Annotated in this window: 16 protein-coding genes; 9 read left to right on the top strand and 7 right to left on the bottom strand. The window is 72.0% G+C overall.

Annotated features, from left to right (window positions below):
* Both ABD691_RS27205 and ABD691_RS27200 read left to right on the top strand, forming a co-directional pair.
* The coding region (locus ABD691_RS27205) for a substrate-binding domain-containing protein (protein ID WP_344684466.1) at positions 1–780 on the top strand (780 nt) is incomplete at its 5' end.
* A gap of 410 nt (positions 781–1190) precedes the next feature.
* On the top strand, positions 1191–3740 hold the full coding sequence (locus ABD691_RS27200; RefSeq protein WP_344684464.1) for a glycoside hydrolase family 172 protein: 2550 nt from the start codon (positions 1191–1193) through the stop codon (positions 3738–3740).
* Between the two features lie 42 nt (positions 3741–3782).
* On the opposite strand, the gene ABD691_RS27195 is transcribed toward ABD691_RS27200, so the two are convergent.
* Positions 3783–4778, bottom strand: coding sequence for a LacI family DNA-binding transcriptional regulator (locus ABD691_RS27195; protein ID WP_344684462.1), 996 nt, complete (start codon positions 4776–4778; stop codon positions 3783–3785).
* Between the two features lie 223 nt (positions 4779–5001).
* On the opposite strand from ABD691_RS27195, the gene ABD691_RS27190 reads away from it, so the two are divergent.
* The 3 genes from ABD691_RS27190 (at position 5002) to ABD691_RS27180 (ending at position 9033) form a co-directional block, all read left to right on the top strand.
* Complete coding sequence (locus ABD691_RS27190; RefSeq protein ID WP_344684460.1) at positions 5002–6417, top strand: L-fucose/L-arabinose isomerase family protein; 1416 nt, start codon at positions 5002–5004, stop codon at positions 6415–6417.
* 107 nt (positions 6418–6524) lie between these two features.
* The gene (locus tag ABD691_RS27185) at positions 6525–8015 is read left to right on the top strand and encodes an FGGY-family carbohydrate kinase (protein ID WP_344684458.1); all 1491 of its coding nucleotides are present in this window, start codon (positions 6525–6527) and stop codon (positions 8013–8015) included.
* Between the two features lie 70 nt (positions 8016–8085).
* Positions 8086–9033, top strand: coding sequence for an alpha/beta hydrolase fold domain-containing protein (locus ABD691_RS27180; protein ID WP_344684456.1), 948 nt, complete (start codon positions 8086–8088; stop codon positions 9031–9033).
* 54 nt (positions 9034–9087) lie between these two features.
* Here the strand turns inward: ABD691_RS27180 and ABD691_RS27175 are convergent, their stop codons facing one another.
* Complete coding sequence (locus ABD691_RS27175; RefSeq protein ID WP_344684455.1) at positions 9088–10023, bottom strand: DNA recombination protein RmuC; 936 nt, start codon at positions 10021–10023, stop codon at positions 9088–9090.
* A gap of 131 nt (positions 10024–10154) precedes the next feature.
* Here ABD691_RS27175 and ABD691_RS27170 point away from each other — a divergent pair, with 131 nt between their 5' ends.
* Both ABD691_RS27170 and ABD691_RS27165 read left to right on the top strand, forming a co-directional pair.
* Positions 10155–11336 (top strand): exonuclease SbcCD subunit D, encoded by a 1182-nt coding sequence (locus ABD691_RS27170; RefSeq protein ID WP_344684453.1) that lies wholly within the window; start codon positions 10155–10157, stop codon positions 11334–11336.
* On the top strand, positions 11333–14278 hold the full coding sequence (locus ABD691_RS27165; protein ID WP_344684451.1) for an AAA family ATPase: 2946 nt from the start codon (positions 11333–11335) through the stop codon (positions 14276–14278). Before ABD691_RS27170 ends, ABD691_RS27165 begins: the two co-directional genes overlap by 4 nt.
* A gap of 37 nt (positions 14279–14315) precedes the next feature.
* Here ABD691_RS27165 and ABD691_RS27160 read toward each other — a convergent pair whose 3' ends face one another.
* From ABD691_RS27160 to ABD691_RS27145, 4 genes are all read right to left on the bottom strand, one after another.
* Positions 14316–15773, bottom strand: a complete 1458-nt coding sequence (locus ABD691_RS27160; RefSeq protein WP_344684450.1) for a DNA-3-methyladenine glycosylase 2 family protein — start codon at positions 15771–15773, stop codon at positions 14316–14318.
* A gap of 64 nt (positions 15774–15837) precedes the next feature.
* The gene (locus ABD691_RS27155) at positions 15838–16479 is read right to left on the bottom strand and encodes a response regulator (RefSeq protein WP_344684448.1); all 642 of its coding nucleotides are present in this window, start codon (positions 16477–16479) and stop codon (positions 15838–15840) included.
* Entirely contained in the window at positions 16476–17693 is a 1218-nt protein-coding gene (locus ABD691_RS27150) for a sensor histidine kinase (RefSeq protein ID WP_344684446.1), read from the bottom strand. Before ABD691_RS27150 ends, ABD691_RS27155 begins: the two co-directional genes overlap by 4 nt.
* Positions 17690–18625 (bottom strand): hypothetical protein, encoded by a 936-nt coding sequence (locus tag ABD691_RS27145; RefSeq protein WP_344684445.1) that lies wholly within the window; start codon positions 18623–18625, stop codon positions 17690–17692. The genes ABD691_RS27150 and ABD691_RS27145 overlap by 4 nt, the downstream gene beginning before the upstream one ends.
* Before the next feature lie 148 nt (positions 18626–18773).
* Between ABD691_RS27145 and ABD691_RS27140 the strand changes: the two genes are divergently transcribed.
* Complete coding sequence (locus ABD691_RS27140; protein ID WP_344684443.1) at positions 18774–18941, top strand: hypothetical protein; 168 nt, start codon at positions 18774–18776, stop codon at positions 18939–18941.
* A 69-nt stretch (positions 18942–19010) separates the two neighbouring features.
* Complete coding sequence (ychF, locus tag ABD691_RS27135) at positions 19011–20090, top strand: redox-regulated ATPase YchF (protein WP_344684442.1); 1080 nt, start codon at positions 19011–19013, stop codon at positions 20088–20090.
* Here ychF and ABD691_RS27130 read toward each other — a convergent pair.
* On the bottom strand, positions 20080–20964 hold the full coding sequence (locus ABD691_RS27130; RefSeq protein ID WP_344684491.1) for a LysR family transcriptional regulator: 885 nt from the start codon (positions 20962–20964) through the stop codon (positions 20080–20082). The genes ychF and ABD691_RS27130 overlap by 11 nt on opposite strands.
* Positions 20965–21018 lie beyond the last annotated feature (54 nt).

Raw genomic sequence — 21018 nt, 5'->3', positions numbered from 1 at the left:
AAGGTCCCGCAGTTCGAGGTGCAGTTCGCCGACGCGGCCAAGGACAACTCCAAGCAGGTCAGCGACGTCGAGAACTTCATGACCAAGAAGGTCGACCTGCTGATGATCTCGCCGAACGAGGCCGCGCCGCTGACCGACGTGGTCAAGAAGGCCTACAACGACGGCATCCCGATCGTGGTGCTGGACCGCAAGGTCGAGGGCGACGCCTTCACCACCTACATCGGTGCCGACAACGTCCAGATCGGCAAGCAGGCGGGCGAGTACTTCAAGAACACGCTGCTCCCGCAGGGCGGCAAGATCGTCCAGATCAAGGGGCTCTCCGGCTCGACCCCCGCCGCCGAGCGGGAGAAGGGCTTCATGGAGGGCATCGCCGGTTCCAAGATCGAGGTCGTGGACACCGCCGACGGCGAGTGGGAGCGCTCGGTCGGGCAGCAGAAGATGGACGCGCTGCTCAAGGCCCACCCCGACATCCAGGCGGTCTACTCGCAGAACGACCCGATGGCCGAGGGCGCCTGGCTGGCCGCGCAGGCCGCGGGCCGCAGCGACCTGAAGTTCGTCGGCATCGACGGCCTGCCGATCGAGTCCGGTGGCATCAAGGCCGTCGAGCAGGGCCGGCTGGAGGCCACGAACCTGTACCCGACCGGTGGCGCCGAGGCCGTCGAGGCGGCGCGCAAGCTGCTCATCGACTGCCAGCCGGTGCCCAAGGAGCAGACGCTGCCGACCGAGCTGGTGACCAAGGAGAACGCCGCCGAGGTCTACACCCGGCTGAACCAGGGCTGAGCCCGCGCGGCGACGGGTTCCCGGGACCGTCCGGAAACCCGTCGCCGGCGTTGTCCATCCACTGAGGAAGAACGAAATCCCGTTGCGGCAGTTGATGACGGCCGCTTCCGGAACTTCTCTCGCGCCCGTTTTGCAGTAAATGGCCGAATAACACCTGGTTGGTGGTTGCCGCTTAGGACTCGCGGAGCAACCATCAGTACGAGTGAATTCATCATGCGGATCCCTCAATCGCCTTCGGTGTTCCGGGGTTGTTGAAGGCGTCCGCTCTTACCCTTTTTTCGCAGCGCAGCCGAGAGATCTCCGTACCGAGTCGACCAGGAAGGCGCAGTCGAGTCGCGGACCACCGATCGATTGAACCGGTACATCACCGTCCACAGCCGACGGGGATGTTTGTGGGGAGGGCAAGCAGGATGAGGGACGGCTCAAGGAATGCGAACCCGGCGCGCGTACGGCGCCCCAGCAAACTAATCGCCTACCTCGGCGCCGCGTCGCTCGCGACGGCCGTCGTCGTCGCCGACGCGGGCTTCGCCCCCGGCAGCGCCGAAGCCCGCCCGGGCGCGCGCGGCAGCGTCGGCTGGGACACCTACCGGGACGTCAACGGTTTGACCCAGCTCCGCGGCGGGGAGCAGAGCAGGCAGTTCTCCAGCTTCGCCAGGGACGGCAGCAACAACGACGGGTTCCAGGGCACCTTCTCGTGCCTGCGCACCTGGGAGCGCGGCTGCGTGATCGCCGAGCACGCCGGGCCGGGCGAGGTCTCCTCGATCTGGTTCACCCGGGAGCCGTGGGGCGACGTGACCGGCACCGGCAACATCATCATCGAGCTCGACGGCCGGGTGGTGCTCGACGCCCCGCTGATCGACGTGGTCACCGGCAAGGTCGGCGGCCCGTTCCAGTGGCCGCTGGTCGGCAACGCCGAGGACGCCTCCGGCGGCGCGGTGATCAAGGTCCCGATGCCCTACCGCGAGTCGATGCGGGTGACGGTGCAGAATAACCCGTACTTCTACCACGTCGGCAACCGCACCTTCCCGGACGCGACCGGCGTGCAGACCTTCAACCCCAACGACGGCGCATCGGACGTGCTGGACCGCCTGCGCGCCTTCGGCGTCGCCGACCCGAAACCGGCCGCCGCGGGCGCCACCCCGACCCGCAGGGACTTCGACCTTCCGCCCGGCGGCACCGCCCAGGTCGCGCAGCTGGAGGGGCCCGCCCAGATCAACCAGCTCCGCGTCCGGCTCCCGCAGGTCGTGGCCAGCCCGCAGGTCGTCGACGACGGCATGGCCTTCGGCCAGGGCGGCGGCAGCCGGTTCCGGATGCGGGTGCACCCGGACAACCAGGGCATCCGGGTGGTCCGCCGGTTCGACGCGCAGATCGCCGACCAGGTCGCCCGGCTGTCGGTCGACGGCACCCCCGCCGGTGAGTGGCGCAGCGGCCCGGCCGCGCCGGGGCACTGGGGCGTGCAGGCCATCGACCTGCCGCCGCAGCTGACCGCGGGCAAGTCGTCGGTGGAGATCGCCAACCAGTTCGTCTCCTCGTCGCTGGACGTCAACGAGTTCCGCTACGACGTGCACAGCCTGGTCAACGGCGAGTGGGTGCGCACCGACGTGCTCGACCTCGGTCCGGCGCACCCGGGCGAGGAGGACGCGCACGGCTACACCATCGACAACCCGGTGTTCTCCCGCTCCAAGCTGGTCGCCCGTTACGCGTTCCCGCCGGAGCAGGTGGCGGCCTCCGACGAGGTCCTGGAGACCACCCGGCTGCGGATCACCTTCGACGGCAGGACCACCGTGGACGCCCCGGTCGGCGAGTTCTTCGGCACCGGGCTCGGCGAGCACGACGTGCGGACCATGATGAGCTCGGTGGACCCGGGCCAGGACGGCTGGTACACGGCGTGGTGGCCGATGCCGTTCAGCCAGAACGCCAAGGTGGAGCTGGTCAACACCGGCGGCATCCCGGTCACCGGGGCCACCGCCGAGGTGCTCAGCGCGCCCGCCGACATCAGCACCAACACCGGCTACTTCCACGCCACGCACCACCGCGCGCCGACGACGCCGGGCCAGGACTGGACCTTCGTCGAGGCGGCGGGCGCGGGCACCTTCTACGGCGTCACGCACACCATGCGCGGGCTGATCCCGCCGGGGCAGCGCAGCACGGCCGAGCCGCTGTCGGTCGACGAGCGGGCCGCGGCCAACCAGCGCAACTACCTCGAAGGTGACGAGCGCTTCTACCCGGACGGCTCGTCCAGCCCGGCCTGGCACGGCACCGGCAGCGAGGACTACTACGAGGCGGGCTGGTACTTCCGGGACGGCACGACGTTCTCGATGCCGCTGGCGGGCAACCCGTCGCACGAGCTCAACGCCGACGGCTGCCAGTACGACTGCACCGGTGCGTACCGGCTGATGGTGCCGGACGCGCTGCCGTTCGCCGACGGCCTGCTGGCCTCGATCGAGCACGGCCCGCAGAACGACGAGCCGGGTGACTACAGCTCGGTGGCCTACTGGTACGGCGGCCACCCGCCGGAGCAGGCGCTCACCGACGAGGTCGACCTCGCCGACCCCGGCAGCCGCCAGGCCCACCAGTACCAGGCGCAGGGCGAGACCATCGCGTCGCTGAACTCGACCTTCGAGGGCCTGCGCAACCCGGCGCCGATGACCAGGGACAACGCCCGCGCGACCGGGCCGGTCAGCTTCACCGCGGCGGTCGCCGGGGACAACGGCGGCGTCCGGATCCGGCGGCTCGGCGACCAGGCCGACGCCTACCAGGCGGCCGACGTCCGCGTCGACGGCAGGCCGGCGGGCCGGTGGCTGCAGCCGCTGGGCAACCCGCACCACCGCTGGCTGGAGGACAGCTTCGACGTGCCGCCGGAGCTGACCGCGGGCAAGCAGTCGGTCCGGGTGGAACTGATCCCGGTCGCGGGCGCTCCTGCCTGGTCCGCGTCGAAGTACTCGCTGTTCTCGCGCTGATCACCGGTTGTGGGCGGTGCTGCCCGGCACCGCCCACGACCGTCAGCCCTTCGAGCTGCTGCCGCGCCCGACGAGGTGCGCCGAGAGCGTCGTGGTCGTCGGCTCGGAGTGGTCGCCACCGATCCGGCTGAGCAGCAGCTGCGCCCCGGCGGAGCCCATGTCGTAAGCGGGCTGGGCGACCACGGTCAGCGGCGGGTCGAGCAGCGTCGCCCAGGGCGCGTCGTCGAAGGCGACGACCCCGATGTCGCGTCCCGCTCGCAGTCCCAGCTCGGCCATCATCTCCAGCACACCGATCGCCATCGCGTTGTTGGCGACCAGCAGCGCGTCCGGCGGCTCATCCTGGGTGAGCAGCGAGCGGGCCGCGTCCTTGGCCCCGGCCGCCTTGAACTCCGACCTGCGCTCCAGCGAGGAGCTCGCCGTCAGGCCCGCTTCCGCGAGCCCGTCGTGGTAGCCCGCGAGCCGGTCGTCGGCGGTGAGCACCCCGGACGGACCGGTGAGGCAGCCGATGCGGCGGTATCCCTGGGCCCTCAGGTGCAGGGTGGCCTCCCGCGCGGCGAGCTGGTTGTCGACCAGGACGGTGTCGCCGAGCGAGCCCTCCAGCCGCCGGTCCAGCGCGACCACCGGGGTGTTGTGCGCGCGCAGGACCTCGGCGCTGTCCCCGGCGCCTGCCGGGGAGATCAGCACTCCCGCGACCCGCTCCTGGAGGGCGACGTCGACGTACTCCCGCTCCTTGTCGGGCTCGTCGTCGGAGTTGCACAGCACGACCGAGTACCCGGCTTCGTGCGCGACGTCCTCGACACCGCGGGAAATCGCGGTGAAGAACGGGTTCTCCACGTCCGAGATGATGAGCGCCAGCACCGCGGTCTCCTGCCTGCGCAGGTTGCGGGCCGGGCCGTTGGGCCGGTACCCGAGCTCGTCGGCCGCCGCGAGGACCCGTGCCGCCAGTTCCGGATCGACCGTGCTCTTGCCGTTGAGTGCCCTGGAAACGGTCGCGGTGGATACCCCTGCCCGGGTCGCTACGTCACTGATCGTCGCCACCGTGCCTCCCGTTGTCCTCTTCCCGCGTGGTCACCGGCCGTCGGCCTTGACAGCCCGTGTTGTACGAGAATAGCGTCCGAGAAAACGATTGCTCATCGCTCGTACGGTGCATTTGTGAAGAAACTTCCCGTTTGAGTGCAGCTACCGGGCGTCCGGCGTCCGGATTCCCAGCCGTCGTGCTCTCAGCAGTCAACGCCGCCTGTCTGGAAACTTGGGAGGAACCGTGGCTCGCATCGGCGTCATCAGCATCTCCGACGGCCGTGACCATGTGCACGCGCGGAATGCGGACTTCATCCAGTCCAAGCAGGACGACCTGGTCCGGTCGCTGAAGCAGGCCGGGCACGAGGTCGTCGTGGGCCGCGACCTCGTCGCCACCAACGTCCTCGCCGGTTCCGTCGCCCGCGAGGTCGCGGCGGCCGACGTCGACGTCACCGTCTTCTACTACACCGTCTGGGCCTTCCCGCACTTCACGATGCTCGCCGCGGACGCCACCCGCAGCCCGCTGGTGCTGGTCGCCAGCACCGACCCGACCGAGCCCGGCCTGGTCGGCATGCTCGCCGCAGGCGGTGCCCTCGACCAGATCGGCCGCAAGCACACCCGTGCCTGGGGCGCGCCGGACGACACCGAGCTGGCCGAGAAGATCAGCGTCCAGGCCAGGGCGGCGGCAGCGGTCTCCTCGCTGCACGGCTCGACCTTCGGGCGCTTCGGCGGTCGCCCGATGGGCATGAACACCGCGGTCGCCAACACCGACCAGTGGCAGCGGCAGTTCGGCATCGACGTCGAGGAGATCGACCAGTACGAGCTGGTGCTGCGCTCCGAGAAGGCCGACGCGGCCGAGGCCAAGCACGCGCGCGAGTGGATCGAGCGGTACGCGGCCGGGGTGCACTACGACGGCAAGAAGCTCACCCCCGAGCTGCTGGAGCGCCAGATCCGGTCGTACCTGGCGATCCGGGACATCATCGCGGAGCGCAACCTGGACTTCTCCGGCATCAAGGGCCAGCCGGAGCTGACCGAGCACTTCGCCACGATGGACGTCACCGAGGCGTTCCTCAACGACCCCTACGACTGGAACGGCCCGAAGCAGCCGCACGTCTGCGCCACCGAGGCCGACATGGACGGCGCGCTGACGATGCAGCTGTTCAAGCACATCGCCGAGACCCCGGTGCTGTTCGCCGACGTCCGGCACTACCACGCCGACCGCGACATCTGGGACCTGTGCAACTCCGGCCAGCACGCCACCTGGTTCGCCGCCCGCAGCGACGACCCGGCGGAGAACCTGGCGAAGGTCAACTTCTACCCGGAGGTCTTCTTCTTCCCGGCCGGCGGCGCGTCGGTGCAGCACATCGCTGCTCCGGGCCAGATGACCCTCGGCAGGCTGACCAGGGAGGACGGCCAGTACCGGCTGCAGCTGATGCTGGGCGAGTTCGAGAGCTACGACGAGGCCACCAACAAGGCGCTGGTGGACCAGTCGACGCCGGAGTGGCCGCACGCCTTCGCACGGCTGGACGCGCCGGGCGAGCTGTTCCTGTCGAAGTTCGGCGCCAACCACATCCACGCCGTGCCGGGCGACCACCGCGCGGCCCTGCGCGCGGTCGCCGACCAGCTCGGGGTCCGGGTCGACGAGTGGACCCGCGGCTGAGTTGATGATGGTCGAGCTCGCCTTGCGTGGCGGTGCCGGCTGGTCGGGTGGGCCAAGCGGCTGCGCCGCTTAAAAGATCTAGGACCGGCTTCGAGGAGGGAACGGCAATGGCCGAGACGGTGCTGCTCGGGATCGACATCGGCACATCGAGTTCGAAGGGCGTCCTGGTCAGCGCCGACGGGCGGATCATCGCCCGCGCGACCCGGCCGCACGACACCTCCTACCCGCACCCGGGCTGGGTCGAGCACGACGCGGAAGGCGTGTGGTGGTCGGACTTCCTGGCCCTGGTCCAGGAGCTGCTGCCCGCGGCGGAGGGCAGCGAGCTCGCCGGGCTCGGCGTCAGCGGCATCGGCCCGGTGCTGCTGCCCGCCGACGGCGACGGCAAGCCGCTGCGCGCGGCGATCCTCTACGGCGTCGACACCCGCGCGACCGTGGAGATCGCCGAGCTGACCGCGGAGTTCGGCGCCGACGAGATCCTGCGCCGCGGCGGGTCGGCGCTGACCAGCCAGGCGGTCGGCCCGAAGATCCGCTGGCTGGCCAAGCACGAGCCGGAGATCTACCGGCGCACCGAGAAGCTGCTGATGTGCAGCTCGTACCTGGTGCACCGGCTCACCGGGCGCTACGTGCTGGACCACCACTCGGCCAGCCAGTGCGACCCGCTCTACGACCTGGCCGCCAGGGACTGGTCCGCGGAGTGGGCGCCGGCGGTCGCGCCCGGGCTGGCGCTGCCGGAGCTGGCGTGGCCGACCGAGGTCGTCGGCCGGGTCGGCGCGAAGGCGGCGGCCGAGACCGGGCTCCCGGAGGGCCTGCCGGTCACGGCGGGCACCGTCGACGCCTGGGCCGAGGCGACCAGCGTCGGCGTCCGCAAGCCGGGCGACGTGATGCTGATGTACGGCACCACGATGTTCTTCGTGCAGGTCCTCACCGACCCGCACCCGCACCCTGCGCTGTGGGGAACCGCGGGCGCCTTCCCGGACACCTACACGCTGGCGGCAGGCATGGCCACCTCCGGCGCGGTGACCGACTGGCTGCGCAGGCTGATGGACGGCGATTTCGCCGATCTGGTGCGCAAGGCCGCCGAGGTGCCCGCGGGCAGCAGGGGCCTGCTCCTGCTGCCGTACTTCGCGGGCGAGCGGACCCCGATCTTCGACCCGGACGCGCGCGGCATCGTGGCCGGGCTGACCACCAGCCACGGCCAGGCCGAGCTCTACCGGGCCGCGCTGGAGGGGATCGCGTTCGGGGTCCGGCACAACCTGGAGGCGATGAGCGAGGCGGGCGGCACGGCCGGACGCCTGGTCGCGGTCGGCGGCGGCACGCAGGGCGGTCTGTGGACCCAGATCGTCTCCGACATCACCGGCCAGGAGCAGCAGATCCCGGCCGAGACCGTCGGCGCGGCGTTCGGCGACGCGCTGCTCGCCGGGATCGGGACCGGTGCCGCTGTCGCGCCCGACGACTGGAACCCGGTGACCAGCACGGTCCGCCCGGATCCCGCGCGGACCGAGCGCTACGAAGCCTTCTACCGGCACTACCGCAACCTGTACGAATCCACCGTCGACATCGCGCATTTCCTCGCGGCCGAGCAACACGCCGCGGACTGAGGGTCGATCTTGTTAGGCTCCGGGCGTCCTCGCGCCGTGATCACGGCGCGGTCGGGAAAGGCTGGGTCTGATGGTGGTGACGCGACGTGTCCTCGCGGCGGTGTTCGCCGTGTTGGCGCTGGTCACCACCGGATGCGCGCGGCTGCCCGAGTCCAGCGCGGACGCGACGCCGCCGACCGCGGAGCCCGGCCTGGGCGCGCGGCAGGTGGTGCGCGACCAGGTGTACGCCACCCGCGACACCGGTCCGCTGAAGCTGGACCTGTTCCTGCCCGCCGAACCGGGCCCGGTCCCGCTGGTCGTGTACGTGCACGGCGGCGGCTGGGACGCGGGTTTCCGCACGCTGGACCGGGATCTCGGCGCGACCGAGTCGATCACCGCGGAACGGTTGCTGGAGCGCGGGTACGCGGTGGCCACCGTGGACTACCGGCTCAGCGGCGTCGCGCAGGCACCGGCGCCGATCGTGGACGTGGGCGACGCGGTGCGCTACCTCCAGGAGAACTCCGGTCGCTGGAGGCTCGACGGTGACCGGGTGCTGCTCTGGGGTGCGTCGGCGGGCGCTCACCTGGTGTCGCAGCTCGCGGCGGTCGCGGGTGATCCGGCGAAGCCGGGTGGCGGCCTGACCGGGCTCCGCGGCGCGGTGAGCTGGTTCGGCCCGACCGACATGAGCGCTGCCGCGCAGGTCGCGCACCCGGAACTGGGTGACTACGCGTACCGCTCGGTGCGGCAGATGCTCGGCTGCGAGCCGGTGCAGTGCCCGGCGACCGCGGACGCGGCCAGCCCGATGAAGAACCTCTCCGGCGACGAACCGCCGTTCCTGATCCAGCACGGCACCAACGACTCGATCGTCCCGATCGACCAGTCCCTGGACTTCGCCGCGGAACTGCGGAAACTCGGCGTCCCGGTCGAAATGCACCCGTACGAGGGTCTTGACCACGGTTTCGGCCGCGGCCCGCTGACGCCGCTGATCACCGACACCGTCGTGGCGTTCGCCGACACCCACCTGGCGGAGCGGGGCTAGGGCGTGTCTGGTTGTTCGCCACTACGCACCACAAGATCAATTACCGGACGTGCCCTAGCCCTCCTGCCCGTTCCCGCTGATCACGGCGTCCTCCTCACGTCGGACTGCTGCGACGGTCCCCGCGTTGCCCGCGGTCTCGGCGAGCGGCTGCACCGCACTGCGGAACGCCTCCAGGGCGTCGAGTTCCCGCCGCCGGGCGGAGACGAACCGCTGGAGGTGCGTGCTCGACAGGTTCACCGCGTCGACGGCCCCCGACGCGGCCCGCTGCGCGCGCACGGCCTGCGAGCGGACCTGCTCGATGTCGGACGCGATCGTGCGCTCGGTGGCGGCGAACATCGCGGCGGAGGCCAGCACCGCGAACCCGGTCGGGCCGCACAGGAAGACGCGCTTGTCCAGCAACCAGCTCAGCAGCTGCGGGTCGGTGTCCATGGCGGCGACGACCGCGGCGTCCGACGGCACGAACATGATCGACCCGTAGATCGCGTCCGCCCACTTCTGGTAGCCCTTGCCCGCGAGTTCGGCGGCGCGGGAGCGGATGTTGCGCACGTGGACCCGCAGCGCGTCCTGCCGCTCCTCGGGATCGTCGGTCTCCATCGCCTCCGCCCACACCGCGAGGCTCGCCTTGGCGTCGACCGGCACCTGACGGCCGCCGCCGACGGTCAGCACCAGGTCGGGCCTGGCCGAACCGCCGCCCGCGAGGTCGGTCTGGAGGCTGAAGTGGAGGCCCTCCCGGAGCCCCAGCGAACGCGCGGTCTCCAGCAGGACCTGCTCGCCGAGTTCGCCCCGCCCGGTGATGGAGGCGAACGCGACCTCGTACCGGCGCAGCGCCGCCGACTGCTCCGCGGTCCGCGCGCGTTCGGCCTCGACCATGCGCAGAGCGTCGTCGGCACGGCGCGCGCTGTCGGTGTAGAGCCGCCAGATCAGCATCAGCGCCGCCGCGAAAAGCAGCGTCAGCAGGATGACGACGGTGATCAGGACGCCGGTGCCCATGTCAGCTCCTCCAAAGCCGGTGCACCGATCCTCTCGAACCCCACTGACAGTCCGTGACCCGGTGCCCGACACGCCGAAGCGTCCTGGGGGGGTTGATCCGCCCGGACAATCTCGGCCGATAGCTTGGCGGCATGCGGGTACTGCACACCTCCGACTGGCACGTGGGACGCACGTTCCACGGCCGTGACCTGCTCGAAGATCAGGAAGCCGTGCTCTCCGGGCTGGCCGACCTGGTCACCGGCGAGCGGGTCGACGTCGTCGTGATCGCCGGTGATCTCTACGACCGCGCGGTGCCGTCGGGCGAGGCCGTGGAGACCTGCGTCCGGGTGCTGTCCCGCATCCGCGAAGCGGGTGCGCGCATCGTGATCACACCGGGCAACCACGATTCGGCGGCCCGGGTCGGCGCGTTCGCGGAGTTCGCCGCGGCGGGCGGCCTGCACCTGCGCACGAGGATCGCGCGGCTGCACGAGCCCGTGCTGCTCGACGACGAGCACGGACCCGTCGCCTTTTACGGAATCCCTTACCTGGAGCCAGATCCGGCCAAGCACGTGCTCCAGTCGTCGGCCGCGGAGGTGCCCGGAGCGACCGAACGCCTGGAGTCCCGAGGGCACACCGCGGTGCTTACGGAGGCGATGAACCGCATCCGGGCCGATCTGGCGACCCGGACGGCGAGGTCCGTGGTGCTCGCGCACGCCTTCGTGACCGGCGGTGACCCGAGCGAGTCCGAGCGCTCGATCGCCGTCGGCGGGGTCGAGCAGGTCCCGGGTTCGGTGTTCGACGGCGTCGACTACGTGGCGTTGGGGCACCTGCACGGCCCGCAGGTCCTCGCCGAGCACCTGCGCTACTCGGGGAGCCCGCTGGCGTACTCGTTTTCCGAGGCGGCGCAGCGGAAATCGGTGTGGCTGGTGGACCTCGACGCCGACGGCCTGGCCGGTGTCGAGCCGCGCCCGCTGCCGGTCCCGCGCGCGCTGGCGACGGTGGAGGGGCGGCTCGGCGACCTGCTCACCGCGCCGGAGCACGCGGAGCTGGAGGACTGCTACCTGTCGGCCACGCTCACCGACGAGGTCCGCCCGCTGGAGGCGATGCGGCGGTTGCAGGAGCGGTTCCCGCACGCCGTCCACCTGGAGTGGAAGCCGGCGGGCGGCCGGGCCACCGCGCCGCTGCGCTACGCCGAGGTGGTGCGCGGACGCGATGACCAGGCCCTGACCAGGGGCTTCGTCGCCGACTGCCGCGGCGACGAACCCAACGAGTCCGAGCGCGCGCTGCTGGACGAGGCGCTGCGCGCCGTCGACGTCGCGGAGGTCCGGCGATGAGGCTGCACCACCTGGAAGTCACCGCGTTCGGCCCCTACCGGGACCACCAGGTGATCGACTTCGACGCCCTCGGTTCGGACGGCCTGTTCCTGCTGCACGGCGACACCGGCGCGGGCAAGACGACGTTGCTCGACGCGGTCGCCTTCGCCCTCTACGGAAAGGTCCCCGGCGCGCGCAACGACGCCAAGCGACTTCGCTGCGACACGGCGGATCCGGACGTCGTGACGAAGGTCGTCCTGGAGCTGACCGTGCAGGGGCACCGGTTGCGGCTGGAACGCAGCCCCGAGTACGAGCGGCCCAAGAAGCGCGGCGAGGGAACCACCACGCAGCAGGCGAAGGCGTCGCTGACCTGGCTCGGCGACGCCCCCGGCGGTCAGGAGGGCGCGACCCGCATCGACGAGGTCGCCCGCACCGTCGAGCGGCTGCTCGGCATGAGCGTCGACCAGTTCTTCCAGGTCGTGCTGCTCCCGCAGGGCGAGTTCGCGCGGTTCCTGCGCGCCAGCACCGCCGAACGCGAGGAACTGCTTGAGCGGTTGTTCGCCACCGAGCGCTTCGCCGACGTCGAGAAGTGGTTCGTCGACCGCCGCCGGGAGAAGGGCCGCGAGCTGGAGGCGCAGACCCAGCAGGTGCGCGAGCTGGTCGCCCGCGTTTCGCAGGTCTCCGGCAGCGAACCGGACGAGGACCAGGACGAGCAGAGCTGGCTGGAGGACCTGGACAAGCGCGGCGTCCGGGAGCTGGAGCGCACCCGCGCCGAGCACGTCCGGCTCGGCCGCGAGCGCGAAGCGGCCGACGCGAAGCTGGCCGAGCGCCGCGAGTTCGCGGACAAGGTCCGCCGCGTGCGGGCGGCGGAGAAGGACCTCGAAGAGCTGGCCGCGGAACGCGAACGGCACGAGTCCTGGCGCGCGGAACTGGCGGCAGCGCAGCGGGTTCCTCCGGTGCTCACCGCGCGCAATGCCGCCGAACGCGCCGAAACAGCCCTGAACAAGGCCGAAACCGACCTGCTGGGCGCGGTCGCCCGCTGCCAGGTCGACGCCGACGAGCCGACCGACCGGCTGCGCGCGCTCGCGAACGAACACCGCGAGGAAGCCGGCGGAATCGCCCGCCTGCTTCCCGAGGCGGAGCAACAGGAATCGGACCGGCGCCGGATCGGCGATCTCGCCTCGAAGATCGAGGCGGACGAGCGGGAAGAGGCCGATCTCGCGGCGCGGCAGACCGCGCTGCCGGAACGGATCAGCAACGCCCGAGCCGCCGTCGAGGAGGCGAAGAACGCCGGAATCCGGCTGGAATCGCTCGGCTCCAGGCTCGAAGAGCTCACCGCGACGCTGGCCGCCGCGCGCGATCTCCCCGCCGCGCAACGGGATTCCGAGTCCGCGAAGCAGCGCGCGCAGGAGGCGGTCGACGCCCACCAGCGCGCACGCGACCTGGTCCAGGACCTCCGGGCCCGCAGGCTCGCCGGAATGGCCGCGGAACTCGCCGGACAGCTCTCCAAGGGCGAACCGTGCCCGGTGTGCGGATCGGCCGAACACCCGTCGCCCGGAACCCCGGTCGACGACCCGGTCGGCGCGGAAGACGAGGAGCGCGCCCAAACCGAGGAACAGCGGGCGCACACCCGCCGGGAAGAAGCCACCGCGGAAGCCCAGCGAACGCAACAGGTGCACGAACGGCTCCGCGAGCGGGTGGGCGAGCAGACCGAAGACGCCCTCGCGGCCGAACTCTCCGCGCTGGAAGCAGAACGCAACACCCTCCGCGAGCACGCGGACAAGCTCGGGGAACGAACCGACGAGCTCGCGGAGCTGGAGGTGTCGACCGAGCGGATCACCGCACAGCTTTCGGAAATCCGCACCCGGCTGGCCACCGAGCGCGCGGAGCGCTCCGCCCTCCAGACCACAGTGGACGAACGCGGGACCAGGATCGAGACCGCCCGCGGCGAGTTCGGGTCCATCGCCGAACGCCGCGCGCACCTGCTCGACCTCGCCGACCGGATCGACCGGCTGATCGAGGCCAGAGCGACCCGCGACGACGCGCGGCGGCTGGCCGAAGAGCAGCGGAGCGCCCTGCGCGAAGCGGCGGTGGCGGCGGGCTTCGACAGCGTCGAGGCGGCCATGGCCGCCGAACGCGGCGAAGCCCGGATCGCCGAGCTGACCGAGGCGCTGGCCGAGGTCGAGCAGCGCGCCGCAGGCGCGCGCGCAGCGCTGGCAAGCGCGGAGCTGGCCGGCGTCGACGGAGCCGCCGAGGTCGGCCTCGAAGAGGCCACCGAGGGGGCGACCGTCGCGCGGGAGGCCGCGGAGCGGGCCGCGGCGATGGCGCATCGCGCCGAGCAGCGGCACCGCGACGTGGCGCAGCTCGCGGAGCGGCTGCGGGCGGCCTGGGCGGAGCTCAGGCCGGTGCGGGAGGCGTACGACGAGCTGTCGGCGCTGGCGGACGTGGTCAACGGGCGGGGGCAGAACGCGCGGAAGATGTCGTTGCGGGCCTACGTCCTGGCGGCGCGGTTGGAGGAGGTCGCGATCACCGCCAGCAGGCGGCTGCAGAAGATGAGCGAGGGCCGCTACTCCTTCGTGCACTCCGACGCGGCGGGGGCGCGTGGCACCCGCGGTGGTCTCGGGCTCGACGTGCTCGACGACTACTCGGGCAAGGTCCGCCCGGCCAAGACGTTGTCCGGGGGCGAGTCGTTCCTGGCGTCGCTGTCGCTCGCGCTGGGGCTGGCCGACGTCGTGGCCGCCGAGACCGGCGGCGTGCTGCTGGACACGCTGTTCATCGACGAGGGTTTCGGCACGCTCGACGCCGACACGCTGGACCTGGTCATGGACGCGCTCGACGAGCTCCGGGCGGGCGGCCGGGTGGTCGGTCTGGTCTCGCACGTCGAGGAGATGCGCCAGCGCATCTCGGTCCGGCTGCGCGTGCGCAAGTCCCGCACCGGTTCGACCCTGGCCGTCGAGCGGTGAGGGGAGGCGGTCGTTTGGTCTTCGATGCGAGCAGCGCTCAGCCGCCGGTAGCGGCGCGCCACAACAACATCCCGGTGTAGGAGCGCCACGGGCTCCACGCGCTCGACCTCTCCCGCAAGCCGGTGGGGGAGTCGGGCAGGCCCAGCACCGCCGCGCCCTTGCGCAGCACCAGGTCGCCGTCGAGGAGGACGTCCGGGGCGCCGAGCACCCGCATGGTCACGTAACCCGCGGTCCACGGGCCGACGCCGGGGATGCGTTCGAGCTCCTCGCGCAGCTCGGTGATGTCGCGGCCGGGGTGCAGCTCCAGGCTCCCGTCGGCCAGCGCCTCCGACACCCGCTGGATCGTGTCGATCCGGCGACGCGGACCGCTGAGGACGTCCGCGGCCTTCTCCGCGAGGGCGGCGGGAGTCGGGAACAGCCGGGTCACCGAGCCCTGCGGGTGCGGGAGGAGGTCTCCGAGATCGGTGACGAGCCGCCCGAGCGTGGTGCGCGCCGCGGCGACCGAGACCTGCTGGCCGATGATGGCGCGGATCAGGATCTCCGCCCCGTCGACGCTGCCCGGCACCCGGATCCCCGGCGTGCGGGCGACGCTGCGCGCCAGCGCGGGATCGGTGCTGAGGAGGTCGGCCACCGCGACGGGGTCGGCGTCCAGGTCGAGCAGCCTGCGCAGGCGGGACACGGCGGTGCCCAGGTCGCGGAGTTCGGTCAGGTGCAGCGTGCAGGAGATGTGGTTCGGCTCGGGCCGCAGCGTCACGATGCCGGTGCCGTGCGGCAGGCGGAGAGCGCGGGTGTGGTGCTGCGGGCTCGCGTCCTCCACCCCGGACAGCGCGCGGTCGCTGAGGAACCGGAACAGCCCCTCGGCGTCGAACGGGGGCCGGAACGGCAGCCGGAGGCGGATCACGCCCGTCGTACCGGCTTCCGGGCCGCCGCGCCGCCGCGCCTGCGAGCGCAGCTCGGTCGGGGTCGCGGCGAAGACCTCGCGCACCGTGTCGTTGAACTGGCGCAGGCTGGCGAACCCCGCGGCGAACGCGATGTCGGTGAAGCTCAGCGCGGTCGTCTCGATCAGGGTCCGGGCCGAGTGCGCCCGGTGCGCGCGGGCCAGGCCGAGCGGACCCGCGCCCAGCTCGGCCGTGAGCACCCTGGTCAGGTGCCGCGGCGAGTACCCGAGCTGCGCGGCCAGACCGGTCACCCCGGACCGCTCGATCACGCCGTCGTTGATCAGCCGCATCGCGCGCCCGGCCAGGTCGGCGCGCAGGTTCCACTCCGGGGAGCCCGGAACCGCGTCGGGCAGGCAGCGGCGGCAGGCGCGGTAGCCCGCGGCCTGCGCGGCGGCCGTGGTCGGGAAGAACTCGGCGTTGGCCGACTTGGGCGTGCGCGCGGGGCAGGACGGGCGGCAGTAGATGCCCGTTGTCCGCACCGCGAGCACGAAGCAGCCGTCGAAGCGCGAGTCACGCGCCGCGACCGCTCGATAGGCTTGTTCCGTTGCGACCAGCACGTGGCCGATCGTCCCAGCGGACCCCGAGCACCACTAGCGGGAATCGGACCCGGCAGCGCTCTCGTCAGCGGGAGGCGTCGACGAAGCCCGACTCGTAGGCGAAGACGACGGCCTGCGTGCGGTCGCGTGCGCCGAGCTTCGCCAGCACGTTGCCGACGTGCGTCTTCACCGTCTGCACGCCGATGAACAGCTCGCCGCCGATCTCGGCGTTGGTCCGGCCCTTCGCCATCAGCCGCAGCACCTCGGACTCGCGTTCGGTGAGGTCCGGCGCCGCCCGCCGCGGCGCGGCCCGCCGCACCGCGAGCCTGCGGATGGCGGCGGGGAACAGCAGCGACTCGCCCTGGGCGGCGATGCGGACCGCCTGCACGATCTCCTCCGGCCGCGAGCGCTTGAGCAGGAAGCCGGTGGCGCCAGCGCGCAGGGCGTCGTAGACGTGGTCGTCGTGCTCGAACGTGGTGATCACGATGACGGCCGGGGGTTCGGCGACGCCGTCGAGCACGGTGGTGGTCGCGCGGATGCCGTCGACGGTGGGCATCCGCACGTCCATCAGCACGACGCGCGGGCGCAGCTGCCGCACCAGCGGCAGGACCTCGGCGCCGTCACCGGCTTCGCCGACGACCTCCAGATCGGGCTCGGCGTCGATGACCGCCCGCAGCCCGGTGCGGATCAGGGGCTCGTCGTCGACCAGCAGCACCGGCACGCTCATGCCGACGACCGTAGCGGGATGCGGACGGTCAGACGCCACTTCCCGTCGGCGGCGCCGGCTTCGGCCTCCCCGCCCAGCGCGCGCACCCGCCCGCGGATCCCGGACAGCCCCAGCCCGGAGCGGCGCGACGACCGCGATTCGCCCAGCGGATTGGTCATTTCCAGCTCCAGCAGTCCGGAGTGGACCCGCACCCGCAGGTCCACCCGCACGCTTCCGGCGTGGCGAAGCGCGTTCGTCAGCCCCTCCCGGACGATCCGGTACGACTCGCGGCTGATGTGCCCGGGAACCTCCGCCGGGTCGCCGGCGACCGTCGTCACCACCTCCAGCCCGGCGAGGTCGGTGGCGCGGGCGAGTTCTTCCAGGTCTTCGAGGTCGCGCGCGGTGGTCGGCTCCGGCCGCGGGTCCTCGCGCAGGACGCCGAGGGCGTGGTCGAGATCGGTCAGCGCGTGGCGGGCCGACTCCGCGATGGTGGTCAGCGCCTCCCTGGCGAACTCCGGGTTCGCGTCCAGGACCCGCGCCGCCGCGCCCGCCTGCAACGTCACGACGTTGAGCGCGTGGCCGACGGAGTCGTGCAGTTCGGAGGCGATCCGGTTGCGCTCCGACAGCTGCTCGACCCGCTGCCGGAGCCGGTCCTGTTCGGACGGACCGAGCAGCGCGGGCGCGAGCCTGCTCAGCAGTTCACCGGTGGCGGCGACCAGGTGGAAGCCCGCGAAGACCAGCACGATCGCGACCAGCGGTGCCCACGGCTCGCCGAAGCCGAACCAGCGGTAGGCGGACGCGGCCCAGGGCATGTCCAGCACCGGGGATAGCACCAGCACCAGGACGAACGGCGGAACCGCGAGCGTGAGCGCCCCGATCAGCGATCCGGCGGCGAGGTGCAGCGCGAACCAGACCACCGTCCGCCAGCGGTCCGGCCACGACTCCGCCCGCTCCGGCTGCAGATCCGCGACCAGCGCTTTCGCCAGCCCGCCGGACAGCAGGCGGGCCACCGGGACCAGCGCGGTGGCGGTGCACGCGGCTGCCACGAACGCGATCTGGACCGCCAGGACCCAGCCGGACCACAGGCCGAGCCCGACCGGGCCGTCGGAGAGCAGCGGACCCAGCGCGGTCACCGCGACCGCCACGTACGGGACCGCGAGCGCCGATCCCAGGACCAGGTGAACCCACCGCAGGTAGGTGGTCCTGGTGATGAACGGTCGGATCAGCGCGCTCATCGGCCCATCGTGCCTTCGAGCGCGGGCGCGCGGTCGCACGACCTGCACCGCTGCCGGGTGCGCAGCTGGTAGAGGCGCGTCGCCGGGGTGAGCACGAGTCCCCAGAAGAACCAGCTCGTGTAGAACAGCGCCGACGGCCAGGCGTGCATCCCCGGGATCGGTCGCGGCTGCACTCCGCCGGTGAACCCCAGTTCCAGCATGACGGCAGGGATTCCCATGGTCAGCAGCAGCGCCGAGCCGAACCAGCCGCCGAACAGCAGCAGACCGCGCGGTGTCGGTTTCCCGGCCAGGCCCGGCACCCAACGCGGCCAGATCCGCCCCCACCGGTGCACCAGCGCCGGCGACAGGACGAGACCGACCAGCGCGACCGGCACGACCAGCCATCCGCTGGTGAAACCGTCCCGTTCGGGCACCGGGTAGTCCAGGCCGATCGTGCCGCCGAGCGCCCAGATCGTCTTCAGCACCGGGTACGGCAGGCCGAACAGCAGCCCGGCGTAGCCGAGCCAGAGCCGTTGCCGCACCGGCTCGCCGCCCCACCCGCAGCCGAGGCACTCGCCGCGCAGCTGCCTGCGGCGGCGCACCAGCGCCCGGAACAGCAGGATCGCCGAGGTGAGCGCGAGCGCCCTGGTCGCGCCCATCGGCCAGTCGGGCATCGGCCAGTCCGGCACCAGCAGCCAGGTGATCGGCATGACGATGTCGAACAGCAGGCCGCCCGCCGACCAGAGCAGCAGCACGAGCGCGACCCCGGTGATCGTGAACGCGGTCCGGTGCCGACGGGTCGGCAGCGCGATGGCCGCGGCGATCCCGGCGATCGCTCCCGCCGGGGTGACCCAGGCGGGGATCTCGAAGAGGACCGTGCTGTGCGGAAGGACTTTCGCCGCGAGGAACGCCAGCAGGGTCAGGGTCGCGAAGACGGCTGGAGCAGTGCGCATCCGGGCTCCCGGGGTCGGTGGATTCGCCTTCGAATGCTTCTGCGCGCGGCCCGCGGGCGACTCCCGCCGGAGAACCGGTCGGCTCCCTCCCGGGAGGGATTTGGCCGAGATGGGTGCGCGGCGGGCGATTGATACCTAATGTCGGGTTGTGATCAGCACACGTGTTTCGAAGATCGTCCTGTCCGCGCTGTTCGCCGTCGCGGTCACCGCAGGCTGCGACACCGGCGCCCCGCCCGCCGACCAGGAGCAGGAGCAGGACGACAACCAGCAGGAACAGAACGACGACCAGGGCGGCGAACAGGAGGACGACGGCTGACCCGGCGGGCCCGGTGGGCGGACCACCGGGCCCGCTGATCGCCGGGGCCAACGCCTAGACTCTGCACCCGTGAGCCTCACCCTCGGAATCGTCGGTCTGCCCAACGTCGGCAAGTCCACCCTGTTCAACGCGCTGACCAGCAACGACGTGCTCGAAGCGAACTACCCGTTCGCGACCATCGAGCCGAACGTCGGCGTGGTGCCGCTGCCGGACAAGCGGCTGGACGCGCTGGCCGAGGTCTTCGGCTCGGCCCGGACCGTGCCCGCCACGGTGTCGTTCGTCGACATCGCCGGTCTGGTCAAGGGTGCTTCCGAGGGGCAGGGGCTGGGCAACAAGTTCCTCGCCAACATCCGCGAGGCGGACGCGATCTGCCAGGTCATCCGCGTCTTCGACGACCCGGACGTGGTGCACGTGGACGGTCGCGTGGACCCCTCCAGCGACATCGAGACGATCAACACCGAGCTGATCCTGGCCGACCTGCAGACGCTGGAGAAGGCGCTGCCGCGGCTGGAGAAGGAGGCCCGGACCCACAAGGACCGGCGTCCGGCGCTGGAGGCGGCCAAGGAGGCCAAGGACATCCTCGACGGCGGTCGCACGCTGTTCGGCGCGGGCAAGGGCACCGACGAGCCCGACCTGCGCGAGCTGAACCTGCTGACCACCAAGCCGTTCCTGTACGTGTTCAACGCGGACGAGGGCGTTCTCACCGACGAGGCCAAGCAGCAGGAGTTGCGCGACCTGGTCGCGCCCGGCGACGCGGTGTTCCTGGACGCCAAGGTCGAGTCCGAGCTGGTCGAGCTGGACGAGGAGTCGGCCCGCGAGCTGCTGGAGTCCATCGGCCAGCCCGAGCCCGGCCTGCACGCGCTGGCCCGCGCCGGGTTCCACACCCTCGGCCTGCAGACCTACCTGACCGCCGGGCCGAAGGAGGCCCGCGCCTGGACCATCCGGCAGGGCTGGACCGCGCCGCAGGCGGCCGGGGTCATCCACACCGACTTCGAACGCGGCTTCATCAAGGCCGAGATCGTCGCGTTCGACGACCTCGTCGAGGCCGGTTCGATGGCCGCGGCCAAGTCGGCGGGCAAGGTCCGCATGGAGGGCAAGGACTACGTGATGGCCGACGGCGACGTCGTGGAGTTCCGCTTCAACGTCTGACCCCGAGCACCCCGAGCAGCGCCCGGGTGGCGGGGCTGGGGTTGAACCGGCTCCACGCCAGGTACTCGATGCGGTGCGGCCCGTCGACCACCGGGACCAGCGCCAGTTCCGGGTCTCCCGCGGCCAGCGGCCGGATGAACGCCGACGGCAGCAGCGCGACGCCCAGCCCGCGCGCGATCAGCCGGGTGATCAGCTCGGCCACGCCCGCCTCGTACGCGACGTCGCGGGCCAGGCCCGCGGCGGCGAACGCCTGGTCGGACTGGGCGCGGGCGGGCGTTCCCGGCATGAAGTCCACGAACGCCTCGTCGGCGAGGTCCCGCAACGTGACCCGGGAGGCGCCCGCGAGCCGGTGGTCGGCCGGGACCACCAGCACGTGCTGGTCGTGGTCGAGGACGACGGTTTCCACGCCGGACGGCTTTTCGCCCACCGGCATGCCGAGGAAGGCGATGTCCAGTTCGCCGTCGCGGACCGCCCCCGCCAGCTCGTCACTCCCGCCCGCGCGGAGGCTGACGTGGACGTCCGGGTAGCGGGCGCGGTACCGCTGCAACACCTCGGGCACGTCCACGGCGGCCGTCGTCACGATCACGCCCACAGCCAACCGGCCGCGCACCACGCCACCCGCGGCAGCAGCGTCGGCGACCGCGCGGTCGGCCGCGGCCAGGCATTCGCGCGCGCCGACGAGGAAAGCCTCCCCGGCGCTGGTCAGCTCGACCCGGCGACTGGACCGGGCGAACAGCTTGACCCCGATCTCCCGTTCCAGGCCCGCGATCCGGTGGCTGAGCGACGACTGCACCACGGCGCAGCGCTCGGCGGCGCGGGTGAAGTTGCGGGTCTCGGCGACCGCGACGACGTACCGCATCTGCTGGAGGTCCACGCGACGATCGTCCTCATTCATAGCTGCCATCGCAAGGATGCTTTGGATTCATGA

It is taken from the genome of Saccharopolyspora taberi, assembly GCF_039534165.1.
GTDB classification, from domain to species: Bacteria; Actinomycetota; Actinomycetes; order Mycobacteriales; family Pseudonocardiaceae; genus Saccharopolyspora_D; species Saccharopolyspora_D taberi.
This window is presented reverse-complemented; position numbering and strand designations above follow the sequence as displayed.

Bases quoted from the DNA above. Each gene is read 5' to 3' on its own strand.
- ABD691_RS27155 (WP_344684448.1), bottom strand. From the start codon at position 16,479: ATGAGCGTGCCGGTGCTGCTGGTCGACGACGAGCCCCTGATCCGCACC.
- ABD691_RS27180 (WP_344684456.1), top strand. From the start codon at position 8,086: ATGGTGGTGACGCGACGTGTCCTCGCGGCGGTGTTCGCCGTGTTGGCG.
- ABD691_RS27170 (WP_344684453.1), top strand. From the start codon at position 10,155: ATGCGGGTACTGCACACCTCCGACTGGCACGTGGGACGCACGTTCCAC.
- ABD691_RS27200 (WP_344684464.1), top strand. From the start codon at position 1,191: ATGAGGGACGGCTCAAGGAATGCGAACCCGGCGCGCGTACGGCGCCCC.
- ABD691_RS27175 (WP_344684455.1), bottom strand. From the start codon at position 10,023: ATGGGCACCGGCGTCCTGATCACCGTCGTCATCCTGCTGACGCTGCTT.
- ABD691_RS27150 (WP_344684446.1), bottom strand. From the start codon at position 17,693: ATGAGCGCGCTGATCCGACCGTTCATCACCAGGACCACCTACCTGCGG.
- ABD691_RS27185 (WP_344684458.1), top strand. From the start codon at position 6,525: ATGGCCGAGACGGTGCTGCTCGGGATCGACATCGGCACATCGAGTTCG.
- ABD691_RS27145 (WP_344684445.1), bottom strand. From the start codon at position 18,625: ATGCGCACTGCTCCAGCCGTCTTCGCGACCCTGACCCTGCTGGCGTTC.
- ABD691_RS27165 (WP_344684451.1), top strand. From the start codon at position 11,333: ATGAGGCTGCACCACCTGGAAGTCACCGCGTTCGGCCCCTACCGGGAC.